Source organism: Chromohalobacter sarecensis (genome assembly GCF_023061135.1).
GTDB lineage: Bacteria > Pseudomonadota > Gammaproteobacteria > Pseudomonadales > Halomonadaceae > Chromohalobacter > Chromohalobacter sarecensis.
Map to the genome: position 1 here is coordinate 38,845 of NZ_JAKGAN010000005.1, position 18,646 is coordinate 57,490.

Sequence of the window (18,646 nt, forward strand, 5' to 3'; positions counted from 1 at the left end):
GAACGTATGCGCTATCTATTTGCGGTGGTGGGAACCGCGCTGTTGCTGGCGGCACTCGCCGGCTGCACGGTCAATACCTATGACGACGGTCATCGAGAGGTCAAGAAGGGCGTGCCCCAGAGCGGGCCGGCCAGCAACCCGGCGGATGTGTCGCGTTCCGACGAGACGCCTTGACGCCGCGATAGGGGAATCGTTGGATCTAGAGCAGGCCACAAACGCGACGGCCCCTCCGAGGAGGGGCCGTTTGCGTTGGGCCGGTCAGTGCGCCGTGGCGTTACGCTTCGAAGTTGCTCTCGGAGTAGAGCACGCGCAGGCGCAGCGTGTGGTTGACACGCTTGAGCGCTTCTAGCGCCTGGGGGCCATAGGCCTTGTCGACATCGATGACCACGTAGCCGACGCCGCTGTTGGTCTGCAGGTACTGAGCCGAGATATTGATGCCTTCGTCGCCGAGCACCTTGTTGATCTCGGACATCACGCCCGGCACGTTCTTGTGGATGTGCAACAGGCGGTGCTTGTCCGGATGGGCGGGCAGCGCGACCTCGGGAAAGTTGACCGAGGTGATGGTGGTGCCGTTGTCGGAGTAGGTGATCAGCTTCTCGGAAACCTCGATGCCGATGTTCTCCTGGGCCTCCAGCGTCGAGCCGCCGATGTGCGGGGTGAGGATAACGTTGTCCTTGCCGCGCAATGGGGAGACGAATTCATCGTGGGTGCCCTTGGGCTCGACGGGGAAGACATCGATGGCTGCGCCGAGCAGCTTGCCGCTCTCGAGCACTTCAGCCAGCGCCTCGATATCCACCACGGTGCCGCGCGAGGCGTTGATGAAGATGGCGCTCTGCTTCATCAGCGCCAACTGGTCGCGACCGATCATCCAGCGTGTGGACGGCACATCAGGCACGTGCAGGCTGACGATGTCGGCACGCGCCAGCAACTCCTCGAGCGAGCCCACCTGACGCGCGTTGCCCATCGCCAGCTTGGTGATCACGTCGTAATAGAGGACATCGAAGCCCAGCGATTCGGCGAGCACCGAGAGCTGGGCGCCGATGCTGCCGTAGCCGACGATCCCCAGCGTCTTGCCGCGCGCTTCATGAGAATTCTTGGCCGACTTCAACCAACCGCCCTGGTGGGCACGGGTGGATTTCTCGGGGATGCCGCGCAGCAGCATGATGGCTTCGGCGAGGACCAGCTCGGCCACCGAACGGGTGTTGGAATACGGCGCGTTGAAGACCGGAATGCCACGTTCGAGGGCTGCATTGAGATCGACCTGGTTGGTGCCGATGCAGAAGCAGCCCACGGCGGTGAGCCGCTCGGCGGCGGCGAACACGCGCTCGGTGAGCTGTGTGCGCGAGCGCAGGCCGATGAAGTGAACGTCACGGATCTTCTCGACCAGCTCGTCCTCGGACAAGGAAGTGGAGAGCGTTTCGATGTTGGTGTAACCGGCATTCAGGAGGTTGTCCACGGCGGACTGATGAATGCCCTCGAGCAGCAGAATCTTGATCTTGCTCTTGTCCAGAGACGTCTTGGCCATTGTCGGTTCAACCCTTTCGTCGACTGATGCGACGTTTATCTATCGGTATGGTGGTGGCCTGTCCAAGCGGGCGATCCGAGACCCCGAGGCAAGAAAAGGGGGAGGAGGCCGCCCAGCGACAGGGGCCATATCGTAGCATAGGCGGCCTGTTTGAGGATGAATTTGATGCACCTTGCGCATGAACGCGTTTGCATCGGCAACGCTTGCCGGCCACGCCGGGGCAGACGCGTCCCCGGGGCTTGGGTGTATACTGTGGGGCCAACTCTTGGCAAGCCGGGCCGTGGCATCGGTCCGCACGGATGAGCGAGAAGCGCCATGGTGGAAAAGGATGCATCGGTTGGCGATGTCGACCAGCCCGACGGAACGGATGTTCAGGACGCCGCCCCGGAGGATTTCGCGGCGACGTTGGCGCGTCTGGAATCGCTGGTCGCTCAGCTGGAGTCGGGCGAACTGTCTCTGGAAGCGTCATTGGTGGCGTTCGAGCGCGGCGTGCACCTGACCCGCGACGCCCAGCAACGCTTGGAAAACGCTGAGTTGCGCGTCAAGGCGTTGTTGGAGCAGCCTGACGGCAGCTTCCACGAGATGCCCTTCGATGCAGGGGAGGCCGATGGTGAGCGTTGAACCCCTGGCCGAGCGCGACATCATCACGACGGCGCGGGCGCGTACTGAGCAAGTGTTGGCGCAGGTCTTCGAGCGTGCCACACCGGTCGCCGGCGAGCTCGATGCCGCCATGCGTTACGGCGTACTAGGCGGTGGCAAGCGCCTGCGCCCGGTGCTGGTGTATGCCGCTGGACGTGCGTTGGGTGCTGAGGACACCGCACTGGATGCCCCCGCAGCCGCCATCGAGCTGATCCACGCTTACTCGCTGATCCACGATGACTTGCCCGCCATGGACGACGACGACATGCGTCGTGGTCGCCCTACCGTGCATCGTGTCTATAACGAGGCGATGGCCATCCTGACCGGCGACGCGCTGCAAACGCTGGCCTTCGAAGTGCTCGCCGAGGCGCGTCCGCCGCGCCTCGGGGCAATGGTAGGAGTGCTGGCCCACGCCTCGGGACGTAACGGCATGGCTGCCGGGCAGGCGCTGGATCTTTGCGCGGTGGGCGGTCAACTGGATGTCGATGCTCTGGCGACCATGCATCGTTACAAGACCGGTGCGCTGATTCGTGCCGCCGTGCGGCTCGGTGCCCTGACGGCCGTCGACGAAGACGACCCGCGTGTGGCGGCGCTGGATGCCTACGCCGCCGCCATCGGTTTGGCGTTCCAGATTCAGGATGACATCCTCGATGTCACTGGCGACGCTGCGACCCTGGGCAAGGCCACCGGCGCCGACGCGGCGCGTGCCAAACCCACTTATCCGGCTTTGCTCGGCCTGGAAGGCGCCCGTGCCAAGGCGCACGGCCTGCTCGATGAGGCGCTGGACGCTCTGGCGCCCCTGGGCGAGCGAGCCTTTCCTCTGGCCGACTTGGCCCGCCATATGATCGACCGCGATCACTGATCGGTTGTAGACAACGCTTATGAAGCTGTTCGACGAGATTCCTGCCGAACGTCCGGCCACGCCATTGCTCGATACTCTCGAGTCTCCTGCGGCGTTACACGATTTCAATGCGGCACAGTTGCGCGAACTGGCCGACGAGTTGCGTGCTTACCTGCTCTATAGTGTCGGCTGTACCGGCGGCCACTTCGGCGCGGGGCTGGGCGTGGTCGAGTTGACCGTTGCCTTGCACCATATTTTCGACACACCGCATGATCGCCTGGTCTGGGATGTCGGCCATCAGGCCTATCCCCACAAGATCCTCACCGGGCGCCGCGAGCAGATGTCGACCATCCGCCAGTTCGGTGGGCTGGCGGCGTTTCCCAAGCGCGACGAGTCACCCTACGACACCTTCGGTGTCGGCCATTCGAGCACCTCGATCTCGGCGGCGCTGGGCATGGCCCTGGCGGCGCGAACCAAAGGTGAGAAGCGCCGCGTCTGCGCGGTCATCGGCGATGGTGCCTTGAGTGCCGGTATGTCGTTCGAAGCGCTGGCGCATGCTGGGCATGTCGATGCCAATATGCTGGTGATTCTCAACGACAATGAGATGTCGATCTCCGAGAACGTCGGCGGCATGGCCAGTTACCTGGCACGCATCCTGGTCAGCAAGCCCTACACGGTGATGCGCGAGAACAGCAAACGCGTACTTTCGCATCTACCGGGCGCGTTGCAACTGGCGCGCCGTACCGAAGAGCACGTCAAGGGCATGGTCAGTCCGGCGACGCTGTTCGAGGAAATGGGCTTCAACTACATCGGCCCCATCGACGGCCATGACTTGCCGAGCCTGGTGCAGGCGCTCGGCAGCATGGCGAACCTCGAGGGGCCGCAGTTCCTGCATATCAAGACCTGCAAGGGACGCGGCTTTCGCCCCGCCGAGGCCGACCCCATCGGCTACCATGCCATCACCAAGCTCGAGAAAACCGCCAGCGAGCCGCCGCCCAAGGTGGAGCCGCGTTCGCCCAACGAGGCTACGGCCGAGCCCAAGGCCAAACCACGCAAGTATTGCAACGTCTTCGGCGAGTGGCTCTGCGATATGGCGGCGGCAGATACGCGCTTGATCGGCATCACGCCGGCGATGCGCGAAGGTTCCGACTTGATTCGCTTCTCGCGCGAGTATCCCGAGCGTTACTACGACGTGGCGATCGCCGAGCAGCACGCGGTGACGCTGGCGGCGGGCATGGCGTGCGAGGGCATGAAGCCCGTGGTGGCGATCTACTCGACCTTTCTGCAGCGCGGCTATGACCAGTTGATCCACGACGTGTCGGTGCAGGCACTCGACGTCACCTTCGCCATCGACCGCGCGGGCGTGGTCGGCGAAGACGGCCCTACGCACCATGGGGCGCTGGATCTCGCCTACCTGCGCTGCATTCCGGGCATGGTGGTGCTGGCGCCCGCCGATGAAGCCGAGTGCCGCGCCATGTTGAGTGCCGCTTATCATCACGAAGGCCCGGCGGCGGTACGCTATCCGCGCGGCACCGGGCCGGGGAAGGTGCTCGCGCCCGGTCTCGAGGCGCTGCCCATCGGTGAAGCCGAGACACGGCGTACCGGCGCGCAGGATGGCGTGGCGCTGCTGGCATTCGGCAGCATGAACGGTCCCGCCGCCGAGGTTGCCGAAAATCTCGACGCCACGCACCTCAATATGCGCAGCGTGAAACCGCTGGACCGTGACGCCATACTCACGGCGGCGCGCCGACATCGACTGCTGGTGACGCTCGAAGAGAATGTTGTCGCCGGCGGTGCGGGGAGTGGCGTGAATGAACTCCTGGCCGCCGAGGGTGTCCAGGTCGAGGTATTGAATCTCGGCCTGCCGGATGACTTCGTCGAGCATGGCAAGCCCGCCGAATTGCTGACGGCATGCGGTCTCGACGCCGAAGGCATCGAGGCTGCGGTGCGCCGGCGCTGGGACGCACCACACCATAATGACTAACACTTAGCGACAAGACGGAAACTTCATGCTGATCGCCATTTTGATTGGGGCCGGGCTCGGCTTCATGTTCGGTAAATTACCGGGACTGATTATCGGTGCCTTTTTGGGGTATTGGGTCGCGCGGCGTCTGGTACGCCGTGTGGTCGTCTCCAAGCTGTCGCAAATGCAGGGGCAGTTCCTCGACTCGACGTTCGCGGTCATGGGATGCGTCTGCAAGGCGGACGGTCATGTCAGCGGCGACGAGCTGCGTGTCGTCGAAGCGCTTTTCGAGCGCTTGCGTCTGAGTGAGGCGCAGCGCGAAAGCGCGAAAGCGGCCTTCGAACGCGGCAAGGCCGATGACTTCGACCTCGACGCCGAACTGGCCACGGTGCGGCGAGTGACTGGCGGGCAGCGCGCGCTGTTGCAGGTATTCCTGCAAGTCCAGCTCTCGGCCATCGCTGCCGATGGCGAATTGCATCCCGCCGAGCATGACATGCTGCTGCGCGTGGCACGTGGACTGGGATGCAGCGAGGCCGAGATCGAACAGATCGAGGCCATGTTGCGTGGCGGTCAGCAGCAGGCGGGCGGCGGCGCGACATCGCAGCAGGCGCTAACCGATGCCTATCGGGTGCTGGGCGTCGAATCCGATGTCAGCGATGCCGAGCTCAAGCGCGCCTATCGCCGCCTGATGAGCCAGAATCACCCGGACAAGCTCGCCGGCAAGGGGCTGCCCGAAAGCATGCGCGAAATGGCCGAGACCCGAACCCAGGAAATCTCCAACGCCTACGACCTGATCAAGAAGTCCCGCGAGGCGAATGCCTGACCTCGTAGCGGTCTTCGTCCATGACGCAGAGAAGCCCTCGGCCAAGGCCGGGGGCTTCTTGCTTACGGCGGACGACCGGCGCGGTTCAGCTGCCGCGGTAGGTGGAGTAACCGTAGGGGCTCAGCAGCAGCGGGATATGGTAGTGCTGTGAGGTGTCGGTCACCTCGAAAGGTACCGGAATCTCGGGAAAGAAGGTTTGGGTATCGTGCTCGGCGAACCAGTCACCGGTCTCGAAAGTCACGCGGTAGACACCCGTAGTGAAGTCTCGTTCGTCGGGATAGAGCGCCGAGATGCGGCCGGACTCGGCCGTGATGCCGGTGGCCAGAGACTCCCAGCCGCTCTCGGTGCGCTTCTCGAGCTGGACCTCGACCCCTGGCGACGGCTGGCCGGACTGGATGTCGAGCACGTGCACGCTCAGCGGGTTGTCGGCAGCCAACGCCGGGACGGCACCGCAAAGGCCGAGGGCGGCGACCAGCGTTCGGGATACGCGCATGGGAAGATCTCCTGTCGTGATGGAGGTTTCATCCTGGCAGTGTCTTGCCGTCGCCGGCCTGACGGCAGGATTACGACTTTGTAATGGGCAGTCCGCGCGCGACGGGCTAGCCTGTGGCGTCATTTATCGGTCATTTATCGGTCATTTATCGGCCATTTATCGGTCATTTATCGAGAGACATGTTGCATGCGTATCCTGCTGGTGGATGACGAAAGCAAGACCGCCGACTACCTGGCCAGGGGACTGGGCGAGGCCGGGTATCGGGTCGAGGTCGCCCGGGACGGGCTGGACGGTCGGCACCTGATCGAGGAGGCCGACTTCGAGCTGATCATCCTCGACGTCATGCTGCCGGGGCTCGATGGCTGGGAACTGCTGCGGCTGATCCGGCGCCATAGCCAAGTGCCGGTGTTGTTCCTGACCGCCCGGGATGCCGTGGAATACCGGGTCAAGGGGTTGGAGCTGGGCGCTGACGATTATCTCGTCAAACCCTTTTCTTTCGTCGAACTGCTGGCCCGGGTGAGGACGCTGCTGCGCCGCGGTCCGCTGCGGGAGCGGGAGCGCTTCCAGGTGGCCGATCTGCACATGGACGTGCTGAAACGTCGGGTCACACGGGGCGAGACGCGGCTTGCGCTGACCAATAAGGAGTTCGCGCTGCTGCAACTGCTGCTCGAGCGCGAGGGCGAGGTACTGTCGCGGACCTTGATCGCCTCCGAGGTTTGGGGCATGAACTTCGATAGCGATACCAATGTGGTGGAGGTTGCCGTGCGGCGACTGCGGGCCAAGGTGGACGACCCCTTCACGCGTCGGTTGATTCACACCGAACGCGGCATGGGCTACGTGCTGGAGGGCCGCGATTGATGCGCGCGCCGGCCTCTCTATCGATGCGCCTGTCGCTGCTGTTCGCCCTGGTGACCCTGGGGCTGCTCGGTGGCCTCGGGGCCTATCTCTACCATGCTCTGGGCCAACAGATCGCCTGGCGTGACGATCAGATGCTGCAGGGTCGCCTCGAGCGCATGGAAGCGCTTCTGGACGACGGCGAGAGCATCGCAGCGCTGCGTCGCCGGCCGCTGCTCTATGCCAACATGTTGGGCAATCGCGAGAGCCTGCTGTGGATGCTCGACGCGCACGGCGTGCCGCTGATAGAGGTCAATCCGCTGGGCCTGCCGGTGCCCGAGCTACCGCCGGCTCCGGAGGGACGACTCGGGGAACATCCCGCCGTCGAGTCGACACGCCTGGCCTGGCGCAGCTTCGAGCATGACGGGCGTCGCCTGACCCTGGTGGCCGGCAAGACGCTCGATGAGCGCGAGCGAATGCTGGCCGCCTATAGGTTGCGGCTGTGGCTCGCCATGGGGGCGGGTGCGGTGCTGGCCTGTGGGTTGGGCTGGGTCGTCGTACGGCGTGGCCTGCGTCCGGTGAGAAGGCTGGCCACGCGGTCGCGCACGATCGATGTAGCGCATCTGCATTGGCGCCTGGAGGCGAACGACGAGACGACGGAGCTCCGCGATCTGAGCCGCGCGCTCAACCAGATGCTGGCGCGTCTGGAAGAAGGGTTCGCCCAGCTGTCACGCTTTTCCGAGGATCTCGCCCACGAGATGCGTACGCCCTTGGGTAACCTGCTGGGGGCGACTCAGCAGGCCCTGCAGCGGGAGCGCACGGGGGTGGAATACCGCCAGCTGCTGGGCTCTCACGTCGAAGAGTACGAGCGGCTGTCGCGCATGATAGAGACCATGCTGTTCCTGGCGCGCACCGAGCAGTCCTCGAGGACGTTGCCCCGTGAAACGGTCGATCTGCGAGGCCTCGCCGACCAGCTCTGCGACTACTTCGAGGGCATGGCCGACGAAGACGGTCGCGAGCTGGTTAGTGATATGGAGGGTCGGATGACGGCCAATCTCGATCTGCTGCGCCGAGCGCTCGCCAACCTCATCGATAACGCGCTGCGCCATGGACGCAGCGGCACCGAGATCCGTCTGGTGTCGCGGCGAGAGGCTGGGGGCTGGCACCTCGGGGTGATCAATCACGGGGAACTGATTCCCGACGCGGAGCAGGCGCGGCTCTTCGAGCGCTTCTATCGCAGCGATCCGGCGCGATCTCAGTCGGTGGGCACCGGTGGTCTGGGACTGGCCATCGTGCGTTCCGTGGCGCAATTGCATGGCGGGGAGACCTGGTGCGAAAGCGACACGGCCGTCAACGCTTTCTGGTTGTGTCTGCCAGTGAGCGGCGGTTGCGTTGACAGTTGCCCCGTGGGTCGGCAACGCTGAAAGGCGCTAGCGCCCGCGTGGCGCGATACTAGGAGACGCGGATGCCAGCGAGACTGAAGACCTATCGCGCCGTGGCGCACCTGCTGAGCGCACTGGATGCGCTGGGATGGCGAGTGGGATATCGCTATGGTGACCGTCAGTTGCTCGAGGGCGTCATTCTGCCCTCGCTGGCGGCGGGTGTCGGCGCTGGTCATGTGTTGCTGGTGGGGTGCGCCTGGTACACGCGCGACTACCCCGAATTCTTCACCCGGGCACGTGTCTCGACGCTGGATGTCGATCCCGCCAAATCACCCTTCGGGGGCCGGCGCCACGTGGTCGCCGATATGACCGCCCTGGAGCGGCACTTCGCCCCCGCCAGCCTGGACGCCGTGATCTGCAACGGCGTGCTGGGCTGGGGGCTCAACGCGCCCGATGACATCGAAGCCGCGTTTTCGGCGGCGGCGACATGCCTGCGCCCGGGGGGCCATCTCCTGCTGGGCTGGAATGATATCCCGCCTTACAATGCCGTGCCTCCGGAGGCCGTGATGGCGCTCGAGGCGCTGCATCCCGATACGATCCCGGGCCTCGATCAGCACAGCGTGATCGCCCTGGAACGCAATCAGCATTGTTATCAGGCCTTTCGCAAGCCGGAGACCAAGTCATGAGTCGCGCCGCCGGGGACGTACGATGCTGATCGCGGGCTGGGCTGTGCTTTTCGGTGTACTGATTTTTAGTGTACTGCTTGCCGTGGCCTGTCTTCTGGGGCTGCGGCACATGACACATGCCCTGGCCCGCGACGCCGAAGCGCGATTGCCGCCGCGCGGCGGCTTCATCGATACCTCCGGCGGGCGCCTGCATTACGTCGATGTTGGCCAGGGGCCACCGTTGATAATGATCCATGGCTTGGGTGGCCAGCTCCAGCACTTTACCTACGCCTTGATCGAGGCACTGAGCAATGATTTCCGCGTCATTGCCATCGATCGGCCGGGGTCGGGGTATTCCGATGTTACTGACAATGAGCGTGCCCGCTTGCCTTGCCAGGCGCGCGCCCTGCACGAGGCTTGGCGGGCCTTGGGTGTCGAACGCCCGCTCGTGGTGGGGCACTCGATGGGCGGCGCGGTAGCTCTGACGCTGGCGCTGGAGTATCCCCAGGAGGTTGCGGGGCTGGCACTGCTCGCGCCGTTAGTGGCGCAGGTGTCGGATGTGCCACCGGCGATGCGGTTGCTGGCGATTCGCTCGCCACGCCGGCGGCGCTGGATGGCCGAGACGCTCGCCATTCCCCTGACGCGGGTGACCTCTCGGCAGGCGTTGGCGCAGGTGTTCGCACCGGAGGCGGTACCAGCGGATTACGCCACTCGTGGCGGTGGCCTCCTGGCGTTGCGTCCCCAGGCCTTCCATGCGGCTTCCACCGACCTGGCCATGCTCGAGCACGAATTGCCCCGGCAGGTATCTCGCTATGTGACGCTGGGCGTGCCACTGGGTGTCATCTTCGGGGCGCACGACGGGATTCTCGAGCCAGCGCTGCATATCGAGGCGCTACAGCGTTCGTGTCCCGATATGCTCGTGCATGTGGAGCCCGAGGCGGGGCACATGCTGCCCATCATGCGGCCCGATGTCACGGCGGCTTTTATCCGTCGCATGGCGGCGCGGGCCTGGCCCTCGTCCTCCTGACACAACCGCTCAGGCTTCCACTCCTGCCCAAAAGACGGCCCAGGCCCCCTCCAGACGTCGTTCGAAGGTATCGGCGTCGTAGTAGAAATTCTCGGCGAACAGACCATCCATCAGACAGTAGAAGGCGGCGATGAACTGCGCCTCGGGCAGCGCGCGCAGCTCGCCAGCTTGGCGGCCGTCCTCGAAGAGTGCATGCAGGTGGGCGTTGATGCGCCGCTCGTTGTCATTCGAAATGGAGGCGACCTGGGAGGCTACGTCCGTCGGCGGAAAGAGCAGGTAGCGCTTGTAGAACACGCCCTGGTGCTCGCGGCGGATGAAGGTGGCGCACGCGCGGATGAGCCGCTCGAGGCGTTCACGCGTGGGCAAGTCGTGGGAGCGTGTCAGGCTATCGTCGATAAGCGCGACGATGCCGCTTTCGACCTCTTCGAAGATCGCCAGGAACAGCGCCGCCTTGTTGGGAAAATGATTGTAGATCGACGGCTTCTTGATGCCGATCTCGGCGGCGATTTGCGCAAGTGAGGTGCCTTCGTAGCCATGCTGGGCGAATAGGGCGAGACCGGTGTGTTTGAGTTTGTCGCGGGTATGCACTGAACGTCCCTAGGCCTGCGTGAATCTGCTCATGATCGCGGCTTGTGCGCATGATTGCCAAGTCGTGTCGTCAACTCTATACTAACGACCGTTAGTTAGTTTAAGCGCTTCTGGCGTGATAAGCACTGTTGTAAAAAGCGCGACGCGCAGGTGATCGAGGAGGGCATGATGGCAATGCGTTGGCTGATTCTACCGCTGGCGGCGGTGGCCGAGGTCGGTTGGGCGACCGGCTTGAAACTCGCCGATGGCCCCGGCGGCTGGGTGGCGACATTGGTCATGGCGACGTTGAGCTTGCTGCTGGCGGTGCAAGCTGTGCGTTTCTTGCCGGCGAGTACCGTGTACACGGTCTTCGTGGGGCTCGGTGCGGCGGGCACGGTAGCGGCCGATGCTTGGCTGTTCGGCACGCATTTCTCGTGGTCATCGCTGGCGTGTATCGGTCTGATCCTGATCGGTGTCATCGGCTTGCAACAGTTTGCCGGCGAGCCCACGGCCGGTCGGGTGTCTCACGACCCTGATCGCCAGCGCGAAGGAGTGTCTTCATGACGTGGCATTGGTTGGCGTTACTCGGAGCGGGGGTTTTTGAGGTGCTCGGCGTGGTGGGGTTTGCCCGCGTCAGCCAGGGGCGAGCGCTGGCCGGCGGTGTGCTCATGACGCTGGGATTCGGCACGGCGCTCGGCTTTCTGGCACTGGCCATGCGCGGCATCGACCTGGGCGTTGCCTATGCCGTGTTCACGGGTATCGGCACTGTATGTGCCACTCTGCTGGGCATGCTGTGCTGGGGCGAGTCGCGTCATCCGTTGCGGATCGCCTTCACTGCGTTGATCGTGATCGGCGTGCTGGGACTCAAGCTGTTGAACTGAAGCGCTGAGGGAGCAGGCGTCGGCGTGTTAACCCTGTCTCTATCTAGCTGATAGAGAGGAACTATGGAGGCGATAGCACGACTTTAGTTGGTTAATGTTTAGCGGGCTAATAGAATGCGTCTTGTACACCACATACAAGAGGTTTTCATATGAAACGCGCATTAGCCGTTACCGCATTGCTTATCGCCGCCACACCGCTGGTTGCCCAAGCAAGCACCGCCTCGCAGCAAGCTGCCGCCGTCAATCATGAGTCGCTTCAAGTGAGCTCGCAAGCGGCGGATGCCTCGGCGTCACGAACCTTCGATAACGATGCTTTCCGCTATTCCGGCATGAGCGTCGCCATGGCCGACAGTCAGCGTGCCATCAATGACGACGAGCAGACTGCCACACCGTCCTCTGCGTCAACGCAGGATGACAAGAGCTGGTTGGAGACACTGTCCGACAATAATCGCTATCTGGGCGCGCCCGCTGGCTGGTAAGCGTGAACCCTGTGATGCCGACTGGTCGTTGCAGGAATGGTCACACGCTCGGCGCGTGCTGGGGCAGTGTTGGTAGGAGGCGCGTGCCCGCTCGTCGGCGGACACGCAAGCGGGTCAGAACTTGTAGTTGATGCTGAAGTAATGGCCCGGGCCGGAGGTGTCCTGGCGGACGCCGGAGGCATCGGTGTCATCGCGGTAGAAGGCCATGTTGTTGTAGATCTTTAGGCCATAGCCGATGGCGAAGCGGTCGGTATGATAGTAAAGGCCGTTGAACCACTCCAGACTGTTGCTGCTGCGCCCCGGTTGTTCAGCCACGGTATCCGCGCCGAACTTGTAGTCCAGATACCCTTGGTAGGCGAGGAAGTTGCCATTGCCGAAGGTGTAGAATGGTTTGAACCAGTCGGTGGAAGCCATGAAGCCATCCCAGGAACTCTCATCCGGCCCGCCATAGTTCTCGCGCACGTAGCGTGCGGTGAGGTTGAGGCCGATCTCGCCGAACCAGGGCACTTCGACGTCCGAACCGAGGCCCACGTAATGCTCCCATAAGCCACCGCTGGGGCCGTTGTCACCGATGTTGGTCACGGTGGCGATGTACCATTCCTTGACCGGGCCCACGGAGAGATCGCGACCGCTCATGGCGTCCAGCGAGAAGCGCGGCGCGAGCTTGATGAACATGTTATCGCCGCCGTTCTGATCGTCGCTGCTGTCGTCGAGAGCATCGAACATATCGACATACCCGTAAAGATCGACGATGCCAGAGCGTCCGCCGAATTCCATTTCCACGTAGGTATCCTGAGCGTTACGAAACGGCAGGCGGTTGTCCTCGCTGTGCATCAGGTTGAAGGTCAACCAGAGGTTGTCATCTTCGTGAATCCCCTCCGAATAATCCGCCGCCATGGCCGGAGTAGTGCAGACCGTCGTGGCCAAGCACGAGGCCCCAACCCACTTGCTTATTGTCTTCATTGTCATGGTTACTGTTCCCATCTTTATGTTGTTACGTTGCAGTCGAAGTACCTTCCAGGCCCGCTGATGTATCGCGGTCCACGTTTGCCTCGTCTTGTCGCGAGGTCTCCGCTGGCGGTTATGCCAAGCTGATGAAGAAGCCTGCGATGGTGGCCGACATCAGGTTGGAGAGTGTGCCGGCGAGCACGGCCTTGAGGCCGTAGCGGGCGATTTCCTGGCGCCGGCTGGGCGCCATGAGACCGAGCCCGCCAAGCAAAATGGCGATCGAGGAGAGGTTGGCGAAACCGCATAGCGCGAAGGACAGCACGGCAGCGGTGTGCTTGGACATGGCCTCGCCGGTGGCGGCCACGACGGTATCGCCGGAGATATACGGTGCCAGGTTGATGAAGGCGACGAATTCGTTGACGACGATCTTCTGGCCGATGAACGAGCCGGCCAGTGTGGCTTCGCTCCATGGAATACCCAGTAGAAAGGCCAGCGGCGCAAAGAGCCAGCCGAGGATCATCTCTAGGCTCAACGACTCCATGCCGAACCAGCCACCCACGCCGCCGAGAATACCGTTGAGCAGCGCGATCAAGCCGATGAATGCCAGCAACATGGCGCCGACGTTGGCCGCCAGCATCATGCCCGAGGTGGCGCCGGTGGCGGCGGCATCGAGTACGTTGGCAGGTTTGTCGTCTTCTTCAATCTTCTCTTCGGCCTGCGAAATACTGTCATTGGGCGTTTCGGTTTCCGGCATCAACAGTTTGGCGAAGAGCAGCCCGCCAGGCGCGGCCATGAAGGAGGCCGCGATCAGGTATTCCATGGGAATGCCCAGACTCGCGTAACCGGCGAGCACCGAACCCGCCACCGAGGCCAAGCCCCCACACATCACCGCGAACAGTTCCGAGCGTGTCATCGAGGCGATGAAGGGGCGCACCACCAGCGGTGCCTCGGTTTGCCCCACGAAGATATTCGCCGTGGCCGACATCGACTCGGTGCGTGACGTGCCCAGCACGCGCTGGAGTGCGCCACCCAACAGGCGGATGACCCACTGCATGATCTTCAGGTGGTAAAGCACGGCGATCAATGACGAGAAGAAGATGATGATCGGCAAGACCTTGAAAGCGAAGACAAAGCCCACGCTTTCCGGATTGGCTAGATCGCCGAACAGGAAGTTGATGCCATCGTCGGCATACACGATGACCTGGCTGACGCCCTCGGATATCGTCTCGAGAACGGCCTGCCCGAAAGGAGTGTAGAGGACGAAGGCGCCGATGGCAGCTTGAATGGCGAAGGCGCCGCCGACCGTACGGAAGCGAATCGACTTGCGATTGGAGGAAAACAGCACAGCGATAAGGATCAGCGTCGCCATCCCTACCAGGCTCATGATAGCGGTCATATCAGCATCCTGATGACATTCGATTGTGGATTGTTATACAGGGAACGGCATATGCCCGCATGTGGCGGGTCGTTTTGTTATTAGAGTCACAGTGATGTGCTATTAAAATAACATCCGCTATTCGATGTCAACTTCCTTCGCTGGGTGTCGGGCCCGATAAGCAAGGTGCTGGCTGCTTTGTTTTACGTTTCACAGACCGTGTGGACGTATTCAAAAGCAAAAAGACAGCCTAGAAATCGGAGAGGGATGGCCGGCGCAGGATGGACCGCCTACGCTGACAGGCTCATTTCCCAGTCCTTTCCGAGGAGCTCCCCATGCATCCGGTCGTGCACACGCTCATCATCGGCGTTATCAGCTACCTGGTTCTGATCGTCATCATTCGACTATCCGGCAAGCGCACGCTGTCGAAGTGGAACGCCTTCGATTTCGTGGTCACCATAGCCCTGGGGTCGACGCTGTCGACGGCGCTGGTCTCGACCGAGGTCTCGCTGGCGCAAAGCATCACGGCTTTCATACTGATCGTGGCGCTGCAATTCGTCATCACGTTCTCCTCGGTGCGCTCTTCATGGGTCAAGAATCTGGTCAAGTCGCAGCCGACGTTATTGTTCTTCCAGGGACAATTCCGCGAAGAGACGATGGCGCAGGAGCGCGTGGTCGAAGCCGAGGTTTTGGCGGCCATCCGGGAGAACGGCATCGCCGATGTCGAAGCGGTGCATGCGGTGGTGTTGGAAACCGATGGCTCGTTTAGCGTCATTCCCGGGGCTGGCAACAGCGACTCGGCGCTCGACGGCGTCGCGGGCATACCATCGTCGAAGGGCTAGCGAGAGGGCTCAGGGCGTCTCGGTCGTCGCCACCTCGCTTTCCAGAAAGCCGCCGGACTGACGTCGCCACAGGCGCGCATAGAGGCCATTGTGGCGGATCAATTCTGCGTGGCTGCCCTGCTCGACGATGTGCCCACCTTCCATGACCACCAGGCGGTCCATGGCGGCGATGGTGGAGAGCCGGTGGGCGATGGCGATCACCGTCTTGCCTGTCATCAGCCGGTCGAGGTTCTCCTGGATGGCGGCTTCGACATCGGAGTCGAGTGCCGAGGTGGCCTCGTCGAGAATCAGGATCGGCGCATCCTTGAGCATGACGCGCGCGATGGCGAGGCGTTGGCGTTGGCCGCCGGAGAGTTTCACGCCCCGCTCACCGACATGCGCTTCGAAGCCGCCTCGGCCCTGAATGTCGCGCAGCGACTCGATGAAGTCCGCGACATGAGCCCCGCGGGCGGCTTTCCAGGCCATCTCGTCGGTGGCATCGGGGCGTCCGTAAAGCAGGTTGTCGCGTACCGAGCGGTGTAGCAGCGAGGTGTCCTGGGTGACCATGCCGATCTGCGCGCGCAGGCTCTCCTGAGTTACCTCGGCGATGTTCTGGCCATCGATGCGGATCGCACCGCCTTCCAGCTCGAAGAAACGCAGCAGCAAATTGACGAGTGTCGACTTACCGGCCCCGGAAGGACCGATTAGGCCGATCTTTTCCCCCGATTGAATAGCAAGTGACAACTCGTCTATGACGCCGCTGCCCTTGCCGTAGTGGAAGCGAATCCGGTCGAAGACGATTTCACCCCGCTCGACGCGCAGCGGCTGGGCGTCTTGCCGGTCTTCGATCTGGCGCGGCAGCGAGAGCGTCGCCATGCCATCCTGGACCGTGCCGATGTTCTCGAACAGCGCCGAGACTTCCCACATGATCCACTGCGACATGCCCCATAGGCGCATCACCAATCCCAGCGCCACGGCCACTGCACCGACGCTCACCGCCTCGACCAACCACAGGTGGATCGACAGCCAGCCGATGCTGAACAGCAACAGTGCATTGAGTAGATAGAGTAGGCCATAGAGCCCTGTGACCAGGCGCATCTGACGATGCACGGTGACCAGGAACCCCTCCATCCCGTCCTTGGCGAACGCCGCCTCCCGCTGGGCGTGGGAGAACAGCTTGACCGTCTGAATGTTGCTGTAGCTGTCGACGATTCGCCCGGTCATGCGCGAGCGAGCGTCGGCCTGGGATTTCGACACGCGCCCCATGATGGGCACGAAGATGCGCAGCAGCACGATGTACCCCGCCAGCCAGGCCACCAGCGGCATTGCCAGGCGCCAGTCGGCGTTGCCCACCAGGATCAGCGTACCCAGAAAGTAGACGCTGACGTAGTTGAGTACCTCGAACAGCTTGATGATGCACTCGCGCACGGCCAGCGAGGTCTGCATCACCTTGGTGGCGATACGCCCCGCGAACTCGTCCTGGTAGAAGGCCATCGACTGGCGCAGCAGATAGCGGTGCGCCTGCCAGCGGATGCGCATGGGGAAGTTGCCCATGAGCGTCTGCTGCTGAAACAGTGAATGCAGCCACACCAGGCCAGGCAACAAGACCAGCACGATCAACGCCATGCCGGCCAGCTTCCATCCCTGCTCGGCGAGAAAGGTCTCGCGGTCCTGGGCCGCCAGCCAGTCGACGATATTGCCGAGAAAGCCGAACATCCATACTTCGATACCCGCAATCAGCGCCATCAGCACCGTGGCAACGATCAGATAAGGCCAGGCGCCACGCGTGTAATGCAGGCAGAAAGCGACCAGAGTGTCCGGCGGGCGCTGTGGCTCTTGGGGTGGAAACGGGGCGAGACGGTTTTCGAACCAGCGGAACATGCGCATTTCCTGGCAGGGCGACGCCGCCGTGCTTTACGCCTGAAACGGCAGCACGGCGGTGTAGATGGCGAAGTAGTGGCACACGCTGCCACCCAGGACGAACAGGTGCCAGATGGCGTGATGGTATGGAATCGCGGGAATCGCGTAGAACACCACGCCCAGCGTGTAGATGATACCGCCGGCGACCAGCAGCGCGAGACCCGGGGTATTGAGGCGGGCGTCGAGTTCGCCGGCGGCGAGCACGATCATCCAGCCCATCAATAAATAGACGCCCACGCGCAGCATGCCGAAGCGATGTGGCCAGATGATCTTCAGTGCAATGCCGCCCAGTGCCAGGCTCCAGATCGCCGCGAACAGAGCCCACCCCAAGGGGCCGCGCAGGTTGACCAGCAAGAATGGCGTATAGGTGCCGGCGATCAGCAGGTAGATCGCGCAATGATCGAATACCTGGAAGAGACGCTTGAGGCGCGCGCTGCGTAGGCCGTGGTAGAACGTCGAGGCCGTATACAGCAGCAACAGACAGACGCCATAGAGGCTGATGCTGGCGATCTTCCACGGGTCGACCTCGGCAGCCAGGCTGGCCGCGACGATGAGTACCACCATGCCGACGAGGCTCAGCACGGCGCCGATTCCATGGCTGATGCTATGCAGTGCTTCTTCGAGCCCGGAAAAGGAAGCGTCTTGCTGCGACGAGACGGATGGGGACTTATGCGGCATGGCGAACTCCTGAACGTGATACGACGCGCTGACATCGAGACAACATGGGCATCAGTATAGTTCGTCGAATAGCGGTGTCAGCGCTCCCGGTCGCCCTTGCGGGTGGGGGAGAAGTCATCCAGCGCCATCATGTGTCCGAGTTTGCCGACCTTGGTCGCCAGGTACTGCTCGTTGTGGGGGTTGCGCCCCGCAGTGATTGCCAGACGTTCGGCGACACGCACGCCATCGCGCGTCAAAGCGTCGACCTTGCGCGGATTGTTGGTCATCAGCTTGAGCGCTTGCACGCCCAGGTGGTCGAGCATGGGGACGCAGAGGTCATAGCGGCGCATATCCGCACCGAAGCCGAGATGCTCGTTGGCTTCCACGGTGTCGAAGCCCTGATCCTGAAGATGATAGGCGCGGATCTTGTTGAGCAGGCCGATGCCACGGCCTTCCTGGCGCATATAGAGCAGCACGCCGCGCCCTTCGTCGGCGATGCGTTTGAGCGCTTCCTGCAATTGGTAGCCGCAGTCGCAGCGCATCGAGAACAGGGCGTCTCCGGTCAGGCACTCCGAGTGCACGCGCCCCAATACGGGCTCGGATGTCGAGACATCACCCAGGGTCAAGGCAATATGTTCCTTGCCTGTCGCCTCGTCCTCGAAACCATGCATGGTGAAGGTGGCCCAAGGGGTCGGCAGTTGAGAGGCGGCGATGAAGCGAATCGTCACGATAGACCTCGGTGGTGCACATTGCGGTGCGCAAAGGGGAAGCGTCGGGGCGAGTATTCTAGCAGGCCGTGACGCGGG

Annotated in this window: 21 protein-coding genes; 13 read left to right on the forward strand and 8 right to left on the reverse strand. The window is 62.9% G+C overall.

Translation table 11 applies throughout. The features are described 5' to 3' along the window. Positions 1-6 precede the first annotated feature (6 nt). Positions 7-174: a hypothetical protein gene (locus tag L1071_RS09260; RefSeq protein ID WP_246973299.1), complete on the forward strand. Its 168-nt coding sequence runs from the start codon at positions 7-9 to the stop codon at positions 172-174. 100 nt (positions 175-274) lie between these two features. Here the strand turns inward: L1071_RS09260 and serA are convergent, their stop codons facing one another. Beyond that, positions 275-1,525: a phosphoglycerate dehydrogenase gene (serA, locus tag L1071_RS09265; protein WP_246973302.1), complete on the reverse strand. Its 1,251-nt coding sequence runs from the start codon at positions 1,523-1,525 to the stop codon at positions 275-277. Between the two features lie 315 nt (positions 1,526-1,840). Between serA and L1071_RS09270 the strand changes: the two genes are divergently transcribed. Genes L1071_RS09270 through djlA form a run of 4 tightly spaced genes read left to right on the forward strand, consistent with a single transcriptional unit; the run spans position 1,841 to position 5,791 of the window. After that, a complete protein-coding gene (locus L1071_RS09270) occupies positions 1,841-2,146 on the forward strand; it encodes an exodeoxyribonuclease VII small subunit (RefSeq protein WP_246973305.1) in 306 nt (101 codons plus the stop codon). Beyond that, positions 2,133-3,026: a (2E,6E)-farnesyl diphosphate synthase gene (ispA, locus tag L1071_RS09275; RefSeq protein WP_246973308.1), complete on the forward strand. Its 894-nt coding sequence runs from the start codon at positions 2,133-2,135 to the stop codon at positions 3,024-3,026. The genes L1071_RS09270 and ispA overlap by 14 nt, the downstream gene beginning before the upstream one ends. A gap of 19 nt (positions 3,027-3,045) precedes the next feature. After that, on the forward strand, positions 3,046-4,989 hold the full coding sequence (gene dxs / locus L1071_RS09280) for a 1-deoxy-D-xylulose-5-phosphate synthase (protein WP_246973325.1): 1,944 nt from the start codon (positions 3,046-3,048) through the stop codon (positions 4,987-4,989). A gap of 25 nt (positions 4,990-5,014) precedes the next feature. After that, positions 5,015-5,791 (forward strand): co-chaperone DjlA, encoded by a 777-nt coding sequence (gene djlA, locus L1071_RS09285; RefSeq protein WP_246973343.1) that lies wholly within the window; start codon positions 5,015-5,017, stop codon positions 5,789-5,791. An 85-nt stretch (positions 5,792-5,876) separates the two neighbouring features. Here the strand turns inward: djlA and uraH are convergent, their stop codons facing one another. Next, positions 5,877-6,284, reverse strand: coding sequence for a hydroxyisourate hydrolase (uraH, locus tag L1071_RS09290; protein WP_246973356.1), 408 nt, complete (start codon positions 6,282-6,284; stop codon positions 5,877-5,879). Positions 6,285-6,470: 186 nt separating this feature from the next. Here uraH and L1071_RS09295 point away from each other — a divergent pair, with 186 nt between their 5' ends. Genes L1071_RS09295 through L1071_RS09310 form a run of 4 tightly spaced genes read left to right on the forward strand, consistent with a single transcriptional unit; the run spans position 6,471 to position 10,192 of the window. Beyond that, positions 6,471-7,142: a heavy metal response regulator transcription factor gene (locus L1071_RS09295; RefSeq protein ID WP_246973359.1), complete on the forward strand. Its 672-nt coding sequence runs from the start codon at positions 6,471-6,473 to the stop codon at positions 7,140-7,142. Then, complete coding sequence (locus L1071_RS09300) at positions 7,142-8,542, forward strand: heavy metal sensor histidine kinase (protein ID WP_246973362.1); 1,401 nt, start codon at positions 7,142-7,144, stop codon at positions 8,540-8,542. Before L1071_RS09295 ends, L1071_RS09300 begins: the two co-directional genes overlap by 1 nt. Before the next feature lie 41 nt (positions 8,543-8,583). After that, entirely contained in the window at positions 8,584-9,186 is a 603-nt protein-coding gene (locus tag L1071_RS09305; RefSeq protein ID WP_246973365.1) for a class I SAM-dependent methyltransferase, read from the forward strand. A gap of 22 nt (positions 9,187-9,208) precedes the next feature. Further along, positions 9,209-10,192, forward strand: coding sequence for an alpha/beta fold hydrolase (locus tag L1071_RS09310; protein WP_246973367.1), 984 nt, complete (start codon positions 9,209-9,211; stop codon positions 10,190-10,192). Positions 10,193-10,201: 9 nt separating this feature from the next. Here L1071_RS09310 and L1071_RS09315 read toward each other — a convergent pair whose 3' ends face one another. Further along, positions 10,202-10,780, reverse strand: a complete 579-nt coding sequence (locus L1071_RS09315) for a TetR/AcrR family transcriptional regulator (protein ID WP_246973371.1) — start codon at positions 10,778-10,780, stop codon at positions 10,202-10,204. A 168-nt stretch (positions 10,781-10,948) separates the two neighbouring features. Here L1071_RS09315 and L1071_RS09320 point away from each other — a divergent pair, with 168 nt between their 5' ends. The 3 genes from L1071_RS09320 (at position 10,949) to L1071_RS09330 (ending at position 12,119) form a co-directional block, all read left to right on the forward strand. After that, positions 10,949-11,323, forward strand: a complete 375-nt coding sequence (locus L1071_RS09320; RefSeq protein WP_246973378.1) for a DMT family transporter — start codon at positions 10,949-10,951, stop codon at positions 11,321-11,323. Beyond that, entirely contained in the window at positions 11,320-11,640 is a 321-nt protein-coding gene (locus L1071_RS09325; RefSeq protein ID WP_246973381.1) for a DMT family transporter, read from the forward strand. The genes L1071_RS09320 and L1071_RS09325 overlap by 4 nt, the downstream gene beginning before the upstream one ends. A gap of 149 nt (positions 11,641-11,789) precedes the next feature. Further along, positions 11,790-12,119, forward strand: coding sequence for a hypothetical protein (locus L1071_RS09330; RefSeq protein ID WP_246973385.1), 330 nt, complete (start codon positions 11,790-11,792; stop codon positions 12,117-12,119). Between the two features lie 114 nt (positions 12,120-12,233). Here the strand turns inward: L1071_RS09330 and L1071_RS09335 are convergent, their stop codons facing one another. Both L1071_RS09335 and L1071_RS09340 read right to left on the reverse strand, forming a co-directional pair. Then, the gene (locus L1071_RS09335; RefSeq protein ID WP_246973388.1) at positions 12,234-13,088 is read right to left on the reverse strand and encodes an outer membrane protein OmpK; all 855 of its coding nucleotides are present in this window, start codon (positions 13,086-13,088) and stop codon (positions 12,234-12,236) included. Between the two features lie 112 nt (positions 13,089-13,200). Continuing rightward, positions 13,201-14,463 (reverse strand): NupC/NupG family nucleoside CNT transporter, encoded by a 1,263-nt coding sequence (locus L1071_RS09340; protein ID WP_246973391.1) that lies wholly within the window; start codon positions 14,461-14,463, stop codon positions 13,201-13,203. Positions 14,464-14,777: 314 nt separating this feature from the next. Between L1071_RS09340 and L1071_RS09345 the strand changes: the two genes are divergently transcribed. Then, positions 14,778-15,284 carry a DUF421 domain-containing protein gene (locus L1071_RS09345; protein WP_246973394.1) on the forward strand — a complete coding sequence of 169 codons (507 nt, stop codon included), beginning with the start codon at positions 14,778-14,780 and terminating at the stop codon, positions 15,282-15,284. Positions 15,285-15,293: 9 nt separating this feature from the next. Here L1071_RS09345 and L1071_RS09350 read toward each other — a convergent pair whose 3' ends face one another. The 3 genes from L1071_RS09350 to ribA form a co-directional block, all read right to left on the reverse strand. Further along, positions 15,294-17,144 carry an ABC transporter ATP-binding protein gene (locus tag L1071_RS09350; RefSeq protein ID WP_246973404.1) on the reverse strand — a complete coding sequence of 617 codons (1,851 nt, stop codon included), beginning with the start codon at positions 17,142-17,144 and terminating at the stop codon, positions 15,294-15,296. Between the two features lie 33 nt (positions 17,145-17,177). Beyond that, positions 17,178-17,861: a PAQR family membrane homeostasis protein TrhA gene (gene trhA / locus L1071_RS09355; protein WP_246973419.1), complete on the reverse strand. Its 684-nt coding sequence runs from the start codon at positions 17,859-17,861 to the stop codon at positions 17,178-17,180. A gap of 77 nt (positions 17,862-17,938) precedes the next feature. Continuing rightward, a complete protein-coding gene (gene ribA, locus L1071_RS09360; protein ID WP_246973421.1) occupies positions 17,939-18,568 on the reverse strand; it encodes a GTP cyclohydrolase II in 630 nt (209 codons plus the stop codon). Between the last annotated feature and the right edge of the window lie 78 nt (positions 18,569-18,646).